16 protein-coding genes are annotated in these 16,440 nt (G+C 32.6%); 1 reads left to right on the plus strand and 15 read right to left on the minus strand.

The genetic code is table 11. The features are described 5' to 3' along the window. Positions 1 to 54: 54 nt before the first annotated feature. The gene (locus tag BG262_RS06715; protein WP_070788437.1) at positions 55 to 2,217 is read left to right on the plus strand and encodes an LTA synthase family protein; all 2,163 of its coding nucleotides are present in this window, start codon (positions 55 to 57) and stop codon (positions 2,215 to 2,217) included. 163 nt (positions 2,218 to 2,380) lie between these two features. Here the strand turns inward: BG262_RS06715 and gyrB are convergent, their stop codons facing one another. The 15 genes from gyrB to BG262_RS06790 all read right to left on the minus strand — a co-directional run bounded on the left by gyrB (position 2,381) and on the right by BG262_RS06790 (position 16,394). After that, positions 2,381 to 4,330, minus strand: a complete 1,950-nt coding sequence (gene gyrB / locus BG262_RS06720) for a DNA topoisomerase (ATP-hydrolyzing) subunit B (protein ID WP_070788123.1) — start codon at positions 4,328 to 4,330, stop codon at positions 2,381 to 2,383. 96 nt (positions 4,331 to 4,426) lie between these two features. Next, positions 4,427 to 5,020: an HAD-IA family hydrolase gene (locus BG262_RS06725; RefSeq protein WP_070788124.1), complete on the minus strand. Its 594-nt coding sequence runs from the start codon at positions 5,018 to 5,020 to the stop codon at positions 4,427 to 4,429. A 47-nt stretch (positions 5,021 to 5,067) separates the two neighbouring features. Then, the gene (abc-f, locus tag BG262_RS06730) at positions 5,068 to 6,537 is read right to left on the minus strand and encodes a ribosomal protection-like ABC-F family protein (RefSeq protein ID WP_070788125.1); all 1,470 of its coding nucleotides are present in this window, start codon (positions 6,535 to 6,537) and stop codon (positions 5,068 to 5,070) included. A 322-nt stretch (positions 6,538 to 6,859) separates the two neighbouring features. After that, a complete protein-coding gene (locus tag BG262_RS06735; RefSeq protein ID WP_070788126.1) occupies positions 6,860 to 7,627 on the minus strand; it encodes a (S)-acetoin forming diacetyl reductase in 768 nt (255 codons plus the stop codon). 87 nt (positions 7,628 to 7,714) lie between these two features. Continuing rightward, positions 7,715 to 8,023 carry a PTS sugar transporter subunit IIB gene (locus tag BG262_RS06740; protein ID WP_070788127.1) on the minus strand — a complete coding sequence of 103 codons (309 nt, stop codon included), beginning with the start codon at positions 8,021 to 8,023 and terminating at the stop codon, positions 7,715 to 7,717. Between the two features lie 141 nt (positions 8,024 to 8,164). Continuing rightward, a complete protein-coding gene (locus BG262_RS06745) occupies positions 8,165 to 9,388 on the minus strand; it encodes an FtsW/RodA/SpoVE family cell cycle protein (RefSeq protein ID WP_070788128.1) in 1,224 nt (407 codons plus the stop codon). 68 nt (positions 9,389 to 9,456) lie between these two features. Further along, positions 9,457 to 10,053: a TVP38/TMEM64 family protein gene (locus BG262_RS06750; RefSeq protein ID WP_233278838.1), complete on the minus strand. Its 597-nt coding sequence runs from the start codon at positions 10,051 to 10,053 to the stop codon at positions 9,457 to 9,459. Positions 10,054 to 10,093: 40 nt separating this feature from the next. Next, entirely contained in the window at positions 10,094 to 10,462 is a 369-nt protein-coding gene (locus tag BG262_RS06755; protein ID WP_070788130.1) for a CvfD/Ygs/GSP13 family RNA-binding post-transcriptional regulator, read from the minus strand. Positions 10,463 to 10,464: 2 nt separating this feature from the next. Next, a complete protein-coding gene (locus BG262_RS10925) occupies positions 10,465 to 11,106 on the minus strand; it encodes a peptidylprolyl isomerase (RefSeq protein WP_070788131.1) in 642 nt (213 codons plus the stop codon). 18 nt (positions 11,107 to 11,124) lie between these two features. After that, positions 11,125 to 11,931, minus strand: a complete 807-nt coding sequence (locus BG262_RS10930; RefSeq protein ID WP_070788132.1) for a Cof-type HAD-IIB family hydrolase — start codon at positions 11,929 to 11,931, stop codon at positions 11,125 to 11,127. Positions 11,932 to 11,998: 67 nt separating this feature from the next. Continuing rightward, entirely contained in the window at positions 11,999 to 12,631 is a 633-nt protein-coding gene (locus BG262_RS06770) for a response regulator transcription factor (RefSeq protein ID WP_070788133.1), read from the minus strand. Next, positions 12,621 to 13,346: a sensor histidine kinase gene (locus tag BG262_RS06775; protein WP_158006657.1), complete on the minus strand. Its 726-nt coding sequence runs from the start codon at positions 13,344 to 13,346 to the stop codon at positions 12,621 to 12,623. The genes BG262_RS06770 and BG262_RS06775 overlap by 11 nt, the downstream gene beginning before the upstream one ends. Positions 13,347 to 13,585: 239 nt before the next feature. Further along, entirely contained in the window at positions 13,586 to 14,275 is a 690-nt protein-coding gene (liaF, locus tag BG262_RS06780; RefSeq protein WP_070788135.1) for a cell wall-active antibiotics response protein LiaF, read from the minus strand. 117 nt (positions 14,276 to 14,392) lie between these two features. Continuing rightward, positions 14,393 to 15,724 carry a UDP-N-acetylmuramate--L-alanine ligase gene (gene murC, locus BG262_RS06785; RefSeq protein ID WP_070788136.1) on the minus strand — a complete coding sequence of 444 codons (1,332 nt, stop codon included), beginning with the start codon at positions 15,722 to 15,724 and terminating at the stop codon, positions 14,393 to 14,395. Positions 15,725 to 15,749: 25 nt separating this feature from the next. Then, complete coding sequence (locus BG262_RS06790) at positions 15,750 to 16,394, minus strand: hypothetical protein (protein WP_070788137.1); 645 nt, start codon at positions 16,392 to 16,394, stop codon at positions 15,750 to 15,752. Positions 16,395 to 16,440 lie beyond the last annotated feature (46 nt).

Raw genomic sequence — 16,440 nt, forward strand, 5'->3', positions numbered from 1 at the left:
GGCAATTTATCATGTTGATAGCAATATTTATATAGAATTTAGGTGTTTATTTTGATAAAAAAAATTAAAAATATAGTAAGCACACGACTTGGTTTTGTCATACTATTATTGATACTAGTATGGGCAAAAACAATGTTTGCTTATTTTGTCGACTTTGATCTTGACATAGAAAATATATACCAAACTTTACTGGCAATCTTCAATCCAATTCCTACAGCACTCCTGCTTTTGGGACTTCCACTTTATTTCAAGAATAAAAAAGTGTTTTATACTTTGGAATGGATAATTTTTATTGCCCTATCGCTTTGGGTCTTTGCGAATTCAGTTTACTTCCGTGAATTTTCCGATTTCATGACTCTTAATACGATCAAAGGGTCAAGTAAGGTATCTGCAGGGCTTGGAGAAGCAGCTATAAACTTATTTAAACCCTGGGATTTAATTTATATAATTGATATTCCTATTCTTGCATTTTTATTTAAGAAAAAAGTAATTACCATGGACCCACGTCCTTTCAGAAAAAAAGCAAGTTTTGCAATTACTAGTTTATCTGTACTGCTCTTCTCAATTAACCTGTTCCTAGCTGAAGTTGATAGACCAGAATTATTAACTCGTGGATTTTCAAATACTTATATAGTTAGATATTTAGGTTTACAACCATTTATTGTTAACGATTCTATTAATACGTATAAAATAAATCAAGTTAGAAATGTTGCGACTCCTGAAGATTTGAGTACTGTTGAAAATTATGTCCAAAAACATTATGCTGAACCTGATCCTAAATATTATGGAATAGCTAAAGGTAGAAATGTAATTTATATACATTTAGAAAGCTTCCAACAATTCTTGATTGACTATAAATTAAAAGATGAAAAAGGTGTTGATCACGAAGTTACACCTTTCCTAAATTCTCTTTTCCACAGCAAAGAAACATTTGCCTTTGATAATTTTTTCCACCAAGTAAAGGCAGGTAAAACATCAGATGCTGAAACATTAATGGAAAATTCATTCTTTGGTTTAACTCAAGGTTCACTATTTGTTCAAAATGGAGGTAAAAACACTTTTAAAGCTGCACCTTCAATATTAGATCAAAAAGGTGGTTATACAAGTGCAGTATTCCATGGAAATGCAGGAACATTTTGGAATCGTAATGAAACATATAAACACCTAGGTTATGATTACTTCTTTGACCAATCATATTATGATGTTAATAAGGATAATTCGTTCCAATACGGATTACATGATAAGTATTTCTTTAATCAGTCAATTGAGTATCTAGAACATATCCAACAACCTTTCTACGCTAAATTCATAACTGTAAGTAACCACTATCCATATACTCAATTTAAGAATGATGATGAAGGTTTCCCAATTGCTAAAACAGATGATGATACAATAAATGGATACTTTGCTACTGCAAACTATCTTGATCAAGCAGTTAAGGAATTCTTTGACTACTTGAAAGCAACTGGTGTTTATCAGAATTCAATGATTGTTCTATATGGTGATCACTATGGTATTTCAAATTCTAGAAATCCTGATTTAGCTCCATTACTTGGTAAACAAAAAGAAACATGGAGCTCTTACGATAATGCAATGCTTCAAAGAGTACCTTATATGATTGTTTTACCTGGACAAGACAAGGGATACGTAAACCACACATTTGGAGGTGAAGTTGATAATCTACCAACAATGTTACACCTACTTGGTATCGATTCAAGTAAATTCCTTCAACTTGGGCAAGATATGCTTAGTCCAAAACATGATAATCTAGTTGCCTTTAGAAATAATGGTAATTATGTCGCAAAAGACTATACCGTATACAATGATCGTATTTATAGGACCGATACTGGAGAAGAAATTACTAATCCAACTCCTGAAACAAAAGCTTTAGTCGATTCTTACAACGAAAAAACTGAGGAACAGTTAAATATTAGCGACAAATTAACCCGTGGAGATTTATTAAGGTTTTATGATAAAGATGGCCTTAAGCCTGTTGATCCTGATAGTTATACTTATAACCACGGCTATAAAAAAGCAACTCAAATTGAAAAGGAACTTGGTGATAAATCAACTAGTATTTACAGTAAAAATAATAATACATCGACCGTTGATAAATTTAAAAACTTCAGCTACAAAGATCTTCATCCCGAACTAAAGAAAGATGAAGAGAATAGTTCAGGCAGCTCCTCATCGAGTTCTAGCGAACAGCCAAAATAAAAAAGTCCGAATGGACTTTTTTATTTTTTTAAAATTATAAATATACACTTAGAATATAAAAAAACAGCTCTTATGAGCTGTTAAAGTAATATGTAGCACTCCACTGGATGAAAGCTGAACTGCAGATTTTTAATAAATTATATTTGAAAAAATATTACTATGATTAAATATCAATTGTACTGTACTGAGCATTTGCTTCGATGAAGTCTCGACGAGGCTCCACACGATCTCCCATTAGCATATCAAATACCATGTCTGCTTCAGCAGCATCATCAACAGTTACACGTGCCATTATACGATGTTCTGGATCCATTGTTGTATCCCAAAGTTGATGGTCATCCATTTCTCCAAGACCTTTGTATCGTTGGACAATAGGTTTAGAACGTCCATTTGACATTTCTTGAACCACGCGTTGCAACTCTTCTTCTTGATTAGCACCTGGAAGGATATACACAATTTCTTTACCGAGTTTCACACCATAAATTGGAGGCTGTGCAATATACACATAGCCTGCCTCAACAATTGGTCTCATATATCTATAGAAGAGAGTTAATAACAAAGTTCTAATATGAGCACCATCAACATCGGCATCAGTCATAATTACCAGTTTATGGTAGCGTGCTTTTGAAACATCAAAGTCTGCACCAAATCCTGTACCCATAGCAGTAAATAAAGAACGGATTTCTTCATTGGCAAGAATTTTATCCATACTTGCTTTTTCAACGTTTAATATTTTACCACGAATTGGTAAAATAGCTTGAAACTCACGATTTCTACCTGATTTAGCTGAACCTCCGGCTGAATCTCCTTCGACTATGAACAACTCAGTTTCCAAAGGATTATTAGATGAACAATCAGCTAGTTTTCCAGGAAGATTAGAGATTTCAAGACCTGATTTTTTCCTGGTAACTTCACGAGCTCTTTTTGCCGCAATACGAGCCTTACTAGCTAATATTCCTTTGTCAACAATTTTACGAGCTACAGGAGGATTCTCCATTAGGAATCTTTCGAAAGCATCACTAAATAATCGATTTACAATACGTGAAACTTCACTGTTTCCAAGCTTAGTTTTAGTTTGTCCCTCAAACTGTGGATTAGGGTGCTTAATAGAAATAACAGCAGTCAATCCTTCACGGATGTCATCACCAGTTAAATTTTCTTCGTTCTCTTTGATGATTTTGTTTTTACGTGCATAATCATTAACAACACGAGTTAGAGCTGTTCTGAACCCTTGTTCATGAGTACCACCCTCATGAGTATTAATATTATTAGCAAAACTTAAAACTGTTGAATGGTAATCAGCAGTGTATTGCATAGCGACTTCTACGTTAATATCTTCCATCTCACCTTCGGTAAAGATTGGTGTATCAAAAAGAGTTGTCTTATTTTCATTGATAAAAGATACATAAGACTGGATACCACCTTCATAGTGATATGTTAATGTCTTATCCTCTTTACCACGTTTATCTGTGATTGAAATTCTCAAGCCACGATTCAAGAAAGCTAGCTCTCTGACGCGTGTAGCAAGTTTTTCAAATTCAAAGTTAGTAGTCTCAGTAAAAATCTCTGGATCTGGTGTAAAATGCACCTTTGTACCATGAAGTTCAGTATCACCAATGATTTTTAAATCATCAATAACAAGACCACGTTTGTACTCTTGGAAATACATTTTTTCATTTTTATAAACAGTAACATCTAATTGAGTTGATAAAGCATTAACTACTGATGAACCTACACCGTGAAGTCCTCCAGATACTTTATATCCGCCACCGCCAAATTTTCCTCCAGCATGAAGGATTGTAAATACAGTCTCAACGGCTGGTCGTCCTGTTTTCTCTTGAATATCAACTGGTATACCACGACCATCATCAACAACAGTAATTGAATTATCTTCTTCAATTGTAACTTCAATATGCGTTGCAAAACCAGCTAATGCCTCGTCAATCGAGTTATCAACGATCTCCCATACTAAATGGTGTAATCCTTCCTTACTTGTTGAGCCAATATACATCCCAGGACGCATTCTTACAGCTTCAAGACCCTCTAAAACTTGAATTTGACTCGCGTCATATTCGTTAGCTTCTTCATTAAATGTTTTTATATCTTCAGCCAATCTATCTTACTCCTGTCATATTTGCATTAGCCTTATTATACCATATTTTTGTCGAAAAATCTTTACTTTTCACAGAGTGGTATAAAAAAGAAACCCTTATAAATCAAGGATTTCTGATAATGATTTGATATTTTGGTCTGCTTGCAAAAGATATTCATCATTTGAAAAATAAATGGTTGAAATTCCTGCATTGATACCTGCTTTAATATCAAGTAGTCTGTCACCAATCATAACTGCATTTGACATTTGATATTTATTAATTAAGTAATCAACAGATTGTGGATCAGGTTTTCTTGCAAAGCCATTATCACTAGTAACTACTTCTGTAAAATATTTGTGAATATCAGTTGCATCGAGAATTTCTAATACATGATTATCTCTGTGGCTAATCATAAAGTTCCTACCACCATTATCAACTATTTCACTTAATACTCTTTTAGCATCAGCAAATAATACAGGTTGTGCAAGATATTCTCTCTCTACTTCCTTATATATTTTCAAGAAATTTGGTATATTTGAAGCAAATTTTTGAATGGCATAGTCAGTAGAGTGCTTAAGAGCATTATAAATATCAAGATGGCTAACTTCAATATTAAATTTTTTCAAGGATTCTTCAAAGGCTTGTGCTGAACTTTCATAGTTATCGAGAAGCGTACCACCTAAATCCCATATATAATCGTCATATTTCATGTGATAATTATAACATAATAAATATATTTGTTAAGTAGTTTAAGTGTCTAATTATCGGTTTTTTGTAACTCTATTTTTTGATCAGCAATCTTATCTATAAAATACTTATCATGCTCCACAATCAACATTGTTGGCTTAATATTTGAAATTAAATCCTCAATTTGCTTATGATTAAAGACATCAAGATAGTTCAACGGTTCATCCCAAATATAAAGTTCAGCCGGTGTTGACAAACTTCTAGCAAGTTCGACTTTCTTTTGTTGGCCCATAGACATATCTTCAATCTTCTGCTTGAAAACATCTCTTTCCATACCAAGCTTCTTTAAATTATTAAGCAAGTCTTGATAGTCAAGTTTTTGCTCATTAGCCCAATCCTTTATATATCCTGTATTATCATCATAAATCTGTCTTACACAAGATATTTTCAAGTTTTTGCTTTCAGCATAAGTGTGTAACCTATCAAGTAATTGGGATTTACCAATGCCATTTGGCCCTGCAATTGCAGTAACTTGACCTCTATCAACTTCAAATGATACTGGTTTAAAAAGTGGTTTTCCTTCATCAAAGGACACAGTCATATCTTGAATAGTTAACAGCTTTTCTTTTCTTGACTGAGTATAATTCATTGAAAGACTATCAATAAACTCCAAATTTTTAAGAAGCTTTTCCTTATCTTCAATTTCACTATTCATTCGTCTTTCAAGAACTTTAGCTTTTTTCATAACACGCGCAGCTCGTGCAGTTATCTTCCCATCATGACCTGTTCCACCACTTCCTTTGATATTGGGATTACCATGAATATCTCCCTCACGCCTTTTAGACCAGTCCTCTTTATCTCGTGAAGTCTTTTTGAGGCGACTTATTTCCCCTACCAATTTCTCATTTTGTGCAAGTTCAAACTCATCTCTCATCTTCTTTTCCTGCTCATATGTAGAAAAGTTCCCTTGATAAGCTATCAATTGATTTTTTTCAATAGCTAAAACATGATCCGATACCTGATCTAAAAATGCACGATCATGACTAACGACTATGTAGCCCTGTCTCTTTTTCTTAAGATATTCCGCAACCTTTGAGCGGCTCTCCTTGTCCAAATGGTTTGTAGGCTCATCAATCAGTGGAAAACTGCTGTCATCTAAGAACAAGAGGGAAAGTAGCGCTTTAGTCTGTTCCCCTCCTGAGAGACTATCAAATGGCCTCCAAAGACCATCTTCTGGAAAACTTAATTGATTGAGTTCTCTTTTCAACTCCCAATCTTCAAAGTCCATCAATTCTTGTAAAACATAGTAAGTCAACTGGCTTTTACTCAAAACATTTTGTGGGAAATAAACGAATTGTCGAGGTGATTTTATTCTACCTGAATATTCATATTTTCCTCTTAATAAATTAAGTAAGGTAGTTTTGCCTCGACCATTACGACCAACTAAAGCAAGGTGCCAAGAATTATCAATTCGACAATTTATATCTTCAAATATATTATTTTCTGCATAAGAAAAAGTAAGGTTTTTTATCTCTATCATACGTACCTCCTCATTAATTCAGGGATTGGCGGTATCAAGATAGTAAAACCTTACCTTCTACTCTTATGACTAAAGTATACAAAAATATATCCGATATATTCCTATATTTTTTTAATCAATATTATTAGGTGCTCATTCAAAAGCATAAACTTTCAAATATTTGTATTCTTAAAAAGACGACAAAAAAGCAACGAAAAACCAATCCAAAATTTATAAACATTATCAATTAAGTTTTTTAAATTTGAATTAATTTTTCATTGCCCACCTCCGATATTTGTTAAACACAATTTAACAAATAACTTTTAGTTTGTCAAATAATATCTTAATGGAATTGCATTCCACCATCAACGATGATTGTTTGACCAGTAATGTAATCAGAATCGCTTCCAGCTAAGAAAGAAACAACATTTGCAACATCTTCAGCTTCTGATAAGCGTTTTAATGTAATGTCTTTTGCAAATTGTTGCATACCCCATTCATCATCTTTACCAGCATTTTTACCTACTTCATGAGCAATATTCATCATCATAGGAGTACGAACTATACCAGGTGCAAACGCATTTACAGTAATACCATCATCAGCTAAATCACGTGCAGTAACTTGTGTAATCCCACGAACTGCAAATTTTGTACCACTGTATAGTGAAAGATTTGGATTACCAACCACACCTGCTTGTGATGTAGCATTAATAATTTTTCCACCGTGACCTAATTTTTTGAAAGCTTCAACTGCTGCTTGTGTTCCCCAAAGAACTCCACCAACGTTAATTCCATAAACTTGTTCAAATTGTTCTGGAGTAATAGTATCAATTGGTGTTGTAGGACCTACACCTGCATTATTAACAATTACATCAAAGCCACCAAGCTTTTCAACAGTTTCATTCACTGCCGCAAAAACTTCATCACGTTTAGAAACATCTGCTTTAATTGAAATTGTTTCGCCTTTACCAGCTAATTTTTTCGCTGCTTCTTTTGCTACTTCTTCATTATAATCAACTAATGCTACTTTGAAACCATCTTTTAATAGACGTTCTGCAATTGCAAATCCAATACCTTGTGCTGCTCCTGTTACTAGTGCTACTTTTGACATATTATTTTTCTCTTTTCTATGATTTAGGCTAGGCTATAAGATAATAGTCAGTCAACTACATTATATTCTTTTTAAATAAAATTTAAACTATTTACTGTTTAATAGTTCAATTGCTAAATCTAGACCTTTATCACCTTGCATAAGTCCATACATTTGCATTGGAATATCTTTTACTGGAGTATCAGGGAATTTATTTGTAACTTCTGTTACAATATAACGAGCTTGAGGGCCAATCATAATTACATCAGCTTCTGAACCCTTTTCATCAACTTCAGCAAGTCCGTATGCTGTTACAACATAATCAAGACCACGAGAATTAGCTTCTTCTTGCATTTTTTTTGCAAACATTGAAGTACTCATACCCGCTGAACAAAACAAATTAACAACTGTTGACATCTTTTTCTCCTCTTCGTTTCCTTTATTGAAAACGTTTCCTTTGTTTATAGATATATAATACTACTTTTTTAAAAGTTTGAGAATATGTTATCAAACAAAAAAGTTATATAACACAGGTTGTGTTATATAACTTTGTGAATTTTAATTAGAACTTCTTCTGTAAATGACTTTCCCATTTTCGTTTGGAAAATCAATGTCATCTACTTCTAGTTGATTGTATTTCATTGATAATACTAAACCAACACCTATCAAATTACCAATTAAACTTGAACCACCTTGAGAGATAAAAGGTAACGGAATACCTGTAAGAGGTAAAACACCAATTGTAGCTCCAATATTTTCAAATACATGGAAAAGAATCATCATGATTATCCCAGTTGAAATATAAATGTAGAATTGATTATTTGAATTATAAGTTGCCATTATCATTCGATAAATCAAAAAGAAATAAATTAAAATCAAACATGTACTACCGATAAAACCAAAATTTTCTGCTATTACCGTAAAGATCATATCACTTTCTCGAACTGGAACAGGTAAAGTTGCAACATCGAATCCATAACCTGTTAGGCCCCCGATACCTACAGAAATCTGACCTTGTGCCTGTTGAAAGGTTACATTTTGAGCATTTTCAAAGGGATGGAACCAAGCATCTATTCTTTGAATTTGATATTTTTCAATACCAACTGACATGAGAAAATTCCTTCCCCAATCAACAGTTGTAAGAAACAATATACCACCACCTACAATTAAAGTTGTTAATGCTATAGGAATGATTATTTTCCAAGAAACACCTGAAACAAAGACTATTCCTGCAAAAATTGCCATAAATACTAAAAGAGTACCAAAGTCATTTTGCAGTTTTAAAAGAACTATCACCGGTAATGTTACCAAAAACAACTTAAATATTAATTTAAAATCATCAGCTAAATCCGTAGCTTTTTGAACTGATTGATAAGAGGTAACCACTTTTGCCATCATTAATATATAAGAAATTTTCATTAATTCTGATGGTTGAAAGAATGTTTTCCCGTTATATGATACCCAGTTTTTTGCACCTGTCGCTGCAACTAACTGATTATCATAAAATACTAGTGGAAGAATCATTAATAAAATACCTAATATATAAAATATAGGTGTTAGTTTCCATAAATATTTTGAATTGAAGTGCATAACAATAAATGCAAATATTATTCCAAGTATTGCCCAAACACATTGTGTCAACATGGTTCGTCCCACTTGGAGGGGATAGTCGTGGCTTACCGCTATATAAATTGAGCCAAGACCTATCAATAATAAAAGTAGAACTGGTAAAATAAGTGGATAATCTAGTCTACTATCTAAAGATCTTTTATATTTTTTCATAGAACAAAATCCTTTCAGTTACAATATTATACACTATTTATTTCATAAATAAAAAGGCTAACTAGCCTTTAAAGAAATTTTTTCAACCATTCTAATCCGAAAGTCCAAGCGACACTATAAAGTCCAACACCAAAAATTTTACCTATAACAATTGAGAAGGTAAAAAATTTATAAGTCATTCTCGTCTGACTTGCAATTAATACAAGGGCATCGTCTGGCGCAACAGGTGCAAAAATCATCCAAAAGAAAAACCAGTCAAATTTTTTACCTTTATCAACCTTACTAAGATATTTATTATAAGTTTTTTCAGGAACAAAAGTCATTACAAATGGTTTCCCATATTGCCTTCCCATATGAAAAAGAATAAGACTTCCTAATACAATTCCGATATAGTTATATATAAAGCCCCATATTGGACCAAAGATTAATACTGCAGAAGCACATAGGATACCTGCTGGTACGACCGGAACTACTACTTGTATGATTTGTAAACCTATCATCAAAAGAGGGCCAAAGACTGGATGGGCCTCAACCGTAGATTTTAACACGTTATCATCGTTAAAAATACCAAGTTTATATAAATAAAATGCTAATGCAAAGGAAGAAAGAAAAGCCACAACCGTAACAATATTCACAATCCTTTGTCTTGTTTGTTCACTTTTCAATATACATCCTCCGAGCGTAATTTAAATAGTACAACTTATACTATCCTTTTTTTGATTGGCTTTTAAGATATTCAGTATTCTCCTCAACCCACTTATCTAGCTGATTGGCAAGACTTTCAAAACCTATTTGATTTTTCTTTGATTTATATCTTCTTTTTCTTCTTGTTACATGAGTTTGCGGTTTATCTTCAAGCGTTCTCAATGAAAGACTGATTTTTCCAGTATATTCATCAATATCAATAATTTGCGCTTTTGCTTTTTGACCAACTTCTACGGTTTCCATTATATTCTTGGTATAACCCGACTTAATTTCCGAAATGTGGATTAATCCATGACAATCATCATTAAACTTAACAAATGCACCATAATTTTGGACACCTGTAACAGTTACATCAACAACATCACCAATTTTTAGTTTTTTTTTAAATCTGAACTATCAATAAATTCGCCATCTTTATCATCAACTAATTCAATTGATTCAATTACAACATCATCAACTGGTTTATCTTGGAAGCCAGTAGGAACATTTGCAATTTCATCTAAAACTTTATATGAAGCTTCATCATATAAATGACCAAATACAGTATGACGTCCATCTAAATGAGGAGTACCTCCACCAGCATATAGTTCAGCAATTTCTTCAGGCCATCCACCATTTACAAGAACATCTTTTGTATAAGGAATACTTTCATTTTGAACAATAAAGAATTGACTACCATTTGTATTTGGACCAGCATTTGCCATACTTAAAGCACCACGAATATTGAAGACTTGATTTGAAAATTCATCTTCAAATTTACTTCCATAGATACTTTCTCCACCCATACCAGTACCAGTTGGGTCTCCACCTTGAATCATGAAATCTGGAATAATACGATGGAAAATAACACCATCATAGTAGCCATCACTAGCTAACTCAACAAAGTTTTTTACTGTTCTAGGAGCTAATTCATTAAAAAGCTTAACTTTTAAATCTCCATGGTTTGTTTTAATAATTGCGATTTGTCCACTTGCGTTTTTTAAATCAGCTTGTGGGTAATTTGAATTTGTCATTTTAATAAAATCTTCTTTCTAAATAATTTCTAGCTTTTCTAAAGCCTTGTAAATTCCATCTTGTTCAACAGTATCAGTAATTAAACTGGCTTTTTCTTTAATCTCAGGATGTGATACTCCCATAGCAACAGAAAGTCCAGCATAATCAAATATTTCACGATCATTAAGTTCATCACCAAAGACTAATAAATTATCTTCTGTTAAACCTAACTTTTCTAAAACTTTTGAAACACCATAAGCTTTACTGCCGGAAAAGCGAACAATATCACTACTGTATTCATGCCATCTAACCAGACGAATTTTATCCTTCAAGTTTTCAGGTAAAGTATCATCAACATCACGTTCTGTAATTGTTAGCATCTGATAAATATCATCTTTTTTATAATAATCCTTATCTTCAGCTAATCTTCCGTAAATTGGACCAATAGCATCTTCAGCTAATTTATCCCAACCATTAACGATTACATTCTCATTTGCAACAAATGAATAGTTAATTTTTTCATCATTCGCCCATGAAATTATCTCTTCTACCATTTCAGTAGGTAAAGGATTTTTATAGATAATATTATGATTTCGATCCTGAACATGTGCACCGTTTATTGTTACAAAATAATCAGGTTCTAATTCTTTAATTTCTGGAATTACTCCAAAGTAACATCGACCAGATGCAATTCCAGTAAGTATGCCTTTTTCTTTTAATTTTGAAAAAACTTCTTTTATCGATTCAGGCATATACCCTGTAGTTTTGACACGTAAGGTATCGTCAATATCAAAAAATACAATTTTAATATCTTTTGCCTTCCCAATTAATTCTTCTAAGTTCACAACTGCACCTTCTCTAAAAATTTATGTCTTATTTCATTATAGAAAAATTTTTACATAAAATAAAGAACTAGTGCTCAACAATATTATGTTGTAAAGCATAGATAACAGCCTGTGTTCTATCATCTACCTCGAGTTTTGAAAGAATATTTGAAACATGTGTTTTTACTGTTTTTAAGCTTATAAATAAGTCATCTGCAATTTCTTGATTACTCAATCCCTTACTTAGTTCTCTTAAAACTTCCATTTCACGAGCCGTTAAATCATCATGTAATTCAGGAGCACGATTATTTCTTTCTTGTATTTTTTGACGGACACTGTCACTTAAAACATCTTCACCCTTATATATTTTTCTGATAGAATCAGCGATTTCATCAGCTTGTGAAGTTTTTAAAATGTACCCTTTTGCTCCTGCAGCCAGTGCTGGAAAGACTTTTTCATCATCTAAAAAACTAGTTAAAATAAGTATCTTTGCATCTGGATTTTCTGCTAAAATTTCTTGGCTAGCTTCAATTCCACCCATTTCATTCATCACCAAATCCATCAAAATCACATCAGGATTATATTCTCTCGCATACTCAACTCCAATATTACCATCTGAAGCTTCTGCAACAACTTCAATATCATCTTGAATGTTCAGGAAACTCGACAGTCCCAAACGCACCATTTCATGATCGTCAACAATAACTACCTTAATACTCATTTTTAGGAATCCTTATCTCTATGCTTGTACCTTGATTAGGTGCACTTATAATCTTTGCATCTCCTCCAAGAAGCACTGACCTCTCTCTTATATTTTTCAATCCATAACTGGCTGATTTCGTCTGATTTGTATCAAACCCTACCCCATCATCCTCTACCTTTAATATAACATTATTTCCCGAATTTAATAAGGAAATATTAATGTTACTTGCTTTAGAATGCCTAAGAGCGTTGCTTAAAAGCTCTTGCATGATTCTAAAAATATTATCTTCAACAGTACGTGATAAATTTATATCGTTATCATACACCCAAGATATTTTACCTGAAATTTTAGCTTGCAGCTCATCAACAAGTCCACCAATTCCTTCAATTAGTGATTTACCGTTTAATTCTACAGGACGCAAATGAAGCAATAAAGCACGCATTTCATTTTGTGCTTCATGTAGAATCTTTAGAACCAAATTAACTTGTGTAGTCATTTGTTCGCTTGAAAGCTTTTTATTTCCAACTACTCCTGACAATATCATAGTCGCCGCAAAAAGCTGCTGACTAACCGAGTCATGTAATTCTCTTGAAATTCTTTTTCTTTCTTCAGTTACAATTTCAACTTGCTTAACTGTATCTTCCCTAGTTGCATCTTGTAATTGTTTAGTTAATTCTTGAATCCTTTGACTTACTGAGTTAATATCGGGATTTTCAACTTTTAAACCCTTCATTGCTTTAGAGATGTCTCTTGAAAAATGTCTTTCAATTCGCCAATTCTCTAAATAGTTAAACACTGTAAAAGATAAAGCTAATAAGGCACTTACAGCAAAAATAATCCACAATGATCGCCAATGAGAAGTCAAGTTTTCATAAAATTGATGTGAAGTTGTGGATAAAGTGTAAACCACCAATAAAATTGAAATTAGACTAGTAAAGAAACTATAGAAAAATGTTTTAAATACTGATTCTTTCATAGTTTAATCACCGTTAAATCACCATAAACAACATCTACATAAATTCTCAAATGAGGAATCTCCTCAGAAAAATCATGAGAATAGTATTTTACACGTTCACGATTTGAAACAGTTTTTTCACCAAAGAAATTTGCTTGACCTTTCATACTCGAATAATCAACAGATACAGCCATATTATTTGGCACAATAATTTTTGTATTTCCAGCAAATTTTCTAATCATCACAACGTTATCCAATTTTCTAAAATTTGTGTGCTCTAAATCAATAACATCATCACTTATTGACTTTATTATATTTATATCATCAAAGCGATAGTATTCTTCTGCAGACGCAGCTGAAAAGTTTAACTTTTGCTTATCAAAAACAACTCCTTCACTCTCATCATAATATGTATCAATAATGTCGAAATTTTGATCTTTTTGAGGTACTTTAACAAAGATAACAACTGCTACTACTGCCAATACTATTGCAGCCCAAATATAAAAGTTACCAAGAATAAATACCGCCATTATGAGTGACAATATCGCCATAATCATTTTTAATACAAACCAGCGACATTTAGATAAAAGCATGCCAACTACTATTGCAAGAGCTAAACATATTACAAATCCTGGCTCCTTCAATAGATTTACCAAAGCTGATACTAACAAAATCAACTCTGTAATAATAAATAATCTGATTTTCATACTTTAATTTTATCAAAAATACTTTTCATTTTCATAAGTCTTATGATGTATTTTTAATATTTAATTCCTTTATTATAATTTATAAAAAAAGTTCGCTATCTTGCGAACCTTTTTTTATTATTGAACATTATTAGTTAATTGTGCTAATAATTTTTCAAAGGCATATTCATATTTTTGAATATCTCCAGCACCCATAAATACATATACTGCATTTGCATGGTCTAAAAGCGGAGATACATTATCAACAGTTATAACTTGAGCAGGTTTTTCAATTTTTTCAGCTAAATCTGAAATTTTCACATCACCATGATCAATTTCTCGAGCAGAACCATAAATTTCAGCAAGATAAACTGCATCAGCAAGATTTAAGCTTTCTGCAAATTCATCAATTAAAGCTATAGTTCTTGTAAATGTATGTGGTTGGAAAACTGCTACAATTTCTCTTTCAGGATATTTTTGTCTAGCTGCATCAATTGTGGCTGCAATTTCTGTTGGATGATGAGCAAAGTCATCAATAATCACAACATCATTAATTTTCTTTTCTGTAAAGCGTCGTTTTACTCCTGGGAATGTAAGCATATGCTCTTTAATGTCCTCAAGATCAAATCCAATTTGATGAGCAACTCCAACAACAGCAAGAGCATTCAGAACATTATGTTTACCGAAAGTCGGAACTTTAAATGTTCCAAGTTTTTCATCATGGAAGTATGCATCAAAAGTTGATCCATCGGTCGTTCTCTCAACATTTTTTGCAATATAATCATCATTGTCTTCAAAACCGTAGAAATAAAGTGGAGCTTTAGTTTCAAGTCTTCTTAAATGTTCATCTTCTCCGTATGCGAATACACCTTTAGTAACTTGATTTGCATAGTCATAGAAGGCAGAATACACATCTTCAACGTCAGTAAAATAGTCTGGATGATCAAAATCAACGTTAGTTATAATAGAATATTCAGGATGGTAAGGCATGAAATGACGTTCATATTCATCACTCTCAAAAACAAAATATTCGCTTTCAGCATCACCTTTTCCAGTACCATCACCAATTAAGTAACTAGCGTTAGTCGCAAAGTCAAGAACATGAGAGAGAAGTCCAGTTGTACTTGTCTTACCATGAGCCCCTGCAACTCCGATACTTGTGAAGCGTTTCATAAACTCTCCTAAAAACTCATGGTAGCGTTTATATCTAAAACCATTTTTCTCAGCATAAGCAATTTCAATATTATTAGACGCATGAAATGCATTTCCTGCTATTAACTCCACGTCAGCAGTGATGTTTTTTTCATCAAAAGGTAATATTGGAATATTAACAAGTTCTAATCCACGTTGAGTAAAGTAGTAGTCAGTACTGTCACTTCCTTGAACTTCTTCTCCCATTTGGTTTAATAACAATGCGAGTGCACTCATTCCTGCACCTTTAATTCCAATAAAATGATATTTTTTTGACATTTTTCTTCCTTCTTTTTAATTACTTTTACTCATTATTTTCTGGCATTGATAGTAACTGTCTCTTTTTTTCAAAATAGTCATCTTGTGCTTTATCAGCATTTGCCAATTTATTTTTTCTTTCTTGAGCAGAAATTGATTCCTGAGCAAGCGTATCAAAATCTTTTCTTGTTCTAGTTAATTTTCTACCATCTTCTGAATCACTTTTTGACTCAAACTTTTTGCCCACAGTAATGAGCGTATCATCCTGTTGTGCTTTTCTTTCACCAAGTGGATGTTGCTTAAGTTCCTTTTTAGGCGAAACCGTCTCTTGTCTTTCAGTCGGATACACATAGCCCTTTGGTCGTTCTGGGGCTACATATTTTATTTTCCTAATTTCAGTCTTTGGCTCTTTCGGTAAAGAGCTCTCTTTTTTTGTAGAATCATTTCTTCTTGGGTTTTCAGTTTGTTTAAAAACATCTTTTGTCCCATAGAAATTTTGACCTGTCTTTGTAGAAGATGTAGGTACTTTTCTAATATTTGTTGTTCTTGAATTTGAATACTTATATTCTACTTTTCCAGAAGGAATTTTGGTTAATATATCATCATTTGTGTAGAGTACTTTATCATCAATCTCCAAAGGCTCATCATCACCGATGTATGGAAACTGAACTTTTCTAATTTTTTCTGTCATAACTAACACGTCCTTCATTTATTTTTTAATTATAACCTAAATATAA

The organism is Floricoccus penangensis, assembly GCF_001832885.1.
GTDB lineage: Bacteria > Bacillota > Bacilli > Lactobacillales > Streptococcaceae > Floricoccus > Floricoccus penangensis.

Bases quoted from the DNA above. Each gene is read 5' to 3' on its own strand.
- BG262_RS06725 (WP_070788124.1), bottom strand. From the start codon at position 5,020: ATGAAATATGACGATTATATATGGGATTTAGGTGGTACGCTTCTCGAT.
- abc-f (WP_070788125.1), bottom strand. From the start codon at position 6,537: ATGATAGAGATAAAAAACCTTACTTTTTCTTATGCAGAAAATAATATA.
- BG262_RS06735 (WP_070788126.1), bottom strand. From the start codon at position 7,627: ATGTCAAAAGTAGCACTAGTAACAGGAGCAGCACAAGGTATTGGATTT.
- BG262_RS06740 (WP_070788127.1), bottom strand. From the start codon at position 8,023: ATGTCAACAGTTGTTAATTTGTTTTGTTCAGCGGGTATGAGTACTTCA.
- BG262_RS06745 (WP_070788128.1), bottom strand. From the start codon at position 9,388: ATGAAAAAATATAAAAGATCTTTAGATAGTAGACTAGATTATCCACTT.
- BG262_RS10925 (WP_070788131.1), bottom strand. From the start codon at position 11,106: ATGACAAATTCAAATTACCCACAAGCTGATTTAAAAAACGCAAGTGGA.
- BG262_RS06770 (WP_070788133.1), bottom strand. From the start codon at position 12,631: ATGAGTATTAAGGTAGTTATTGTTGACGATCATGAAATGGTGCGTTTG.
- BG262_RS06775 (WP_158006657.1), bottom strand. From the start codon at position 13,346: ATGAAGGGTTTAAAAGTTGAAAATCCCGATATTAACTCAGTAAGTCAA.
- liaF (WP_070788135.1), bottom strand. From the start codon at position 14,275: ATGAAAATCAGATTATTTATTATTACAGAGTTGATTTTGTTAGTATCA.
- murC (WP_070788136.1), bottom strand. From the start codon at position 15,724: ATGTCAAAAAAATATCATTTTATTGGAATTAAAGGTGCAGGAATGAGT.
- BG262_RS06790 (WP_070788137.1), bottom strand. From the start codon at position 16,394: ATGACAGAAAAAATTAGAAAAGTTCAGTTTCCATACATCGGTGATGAT.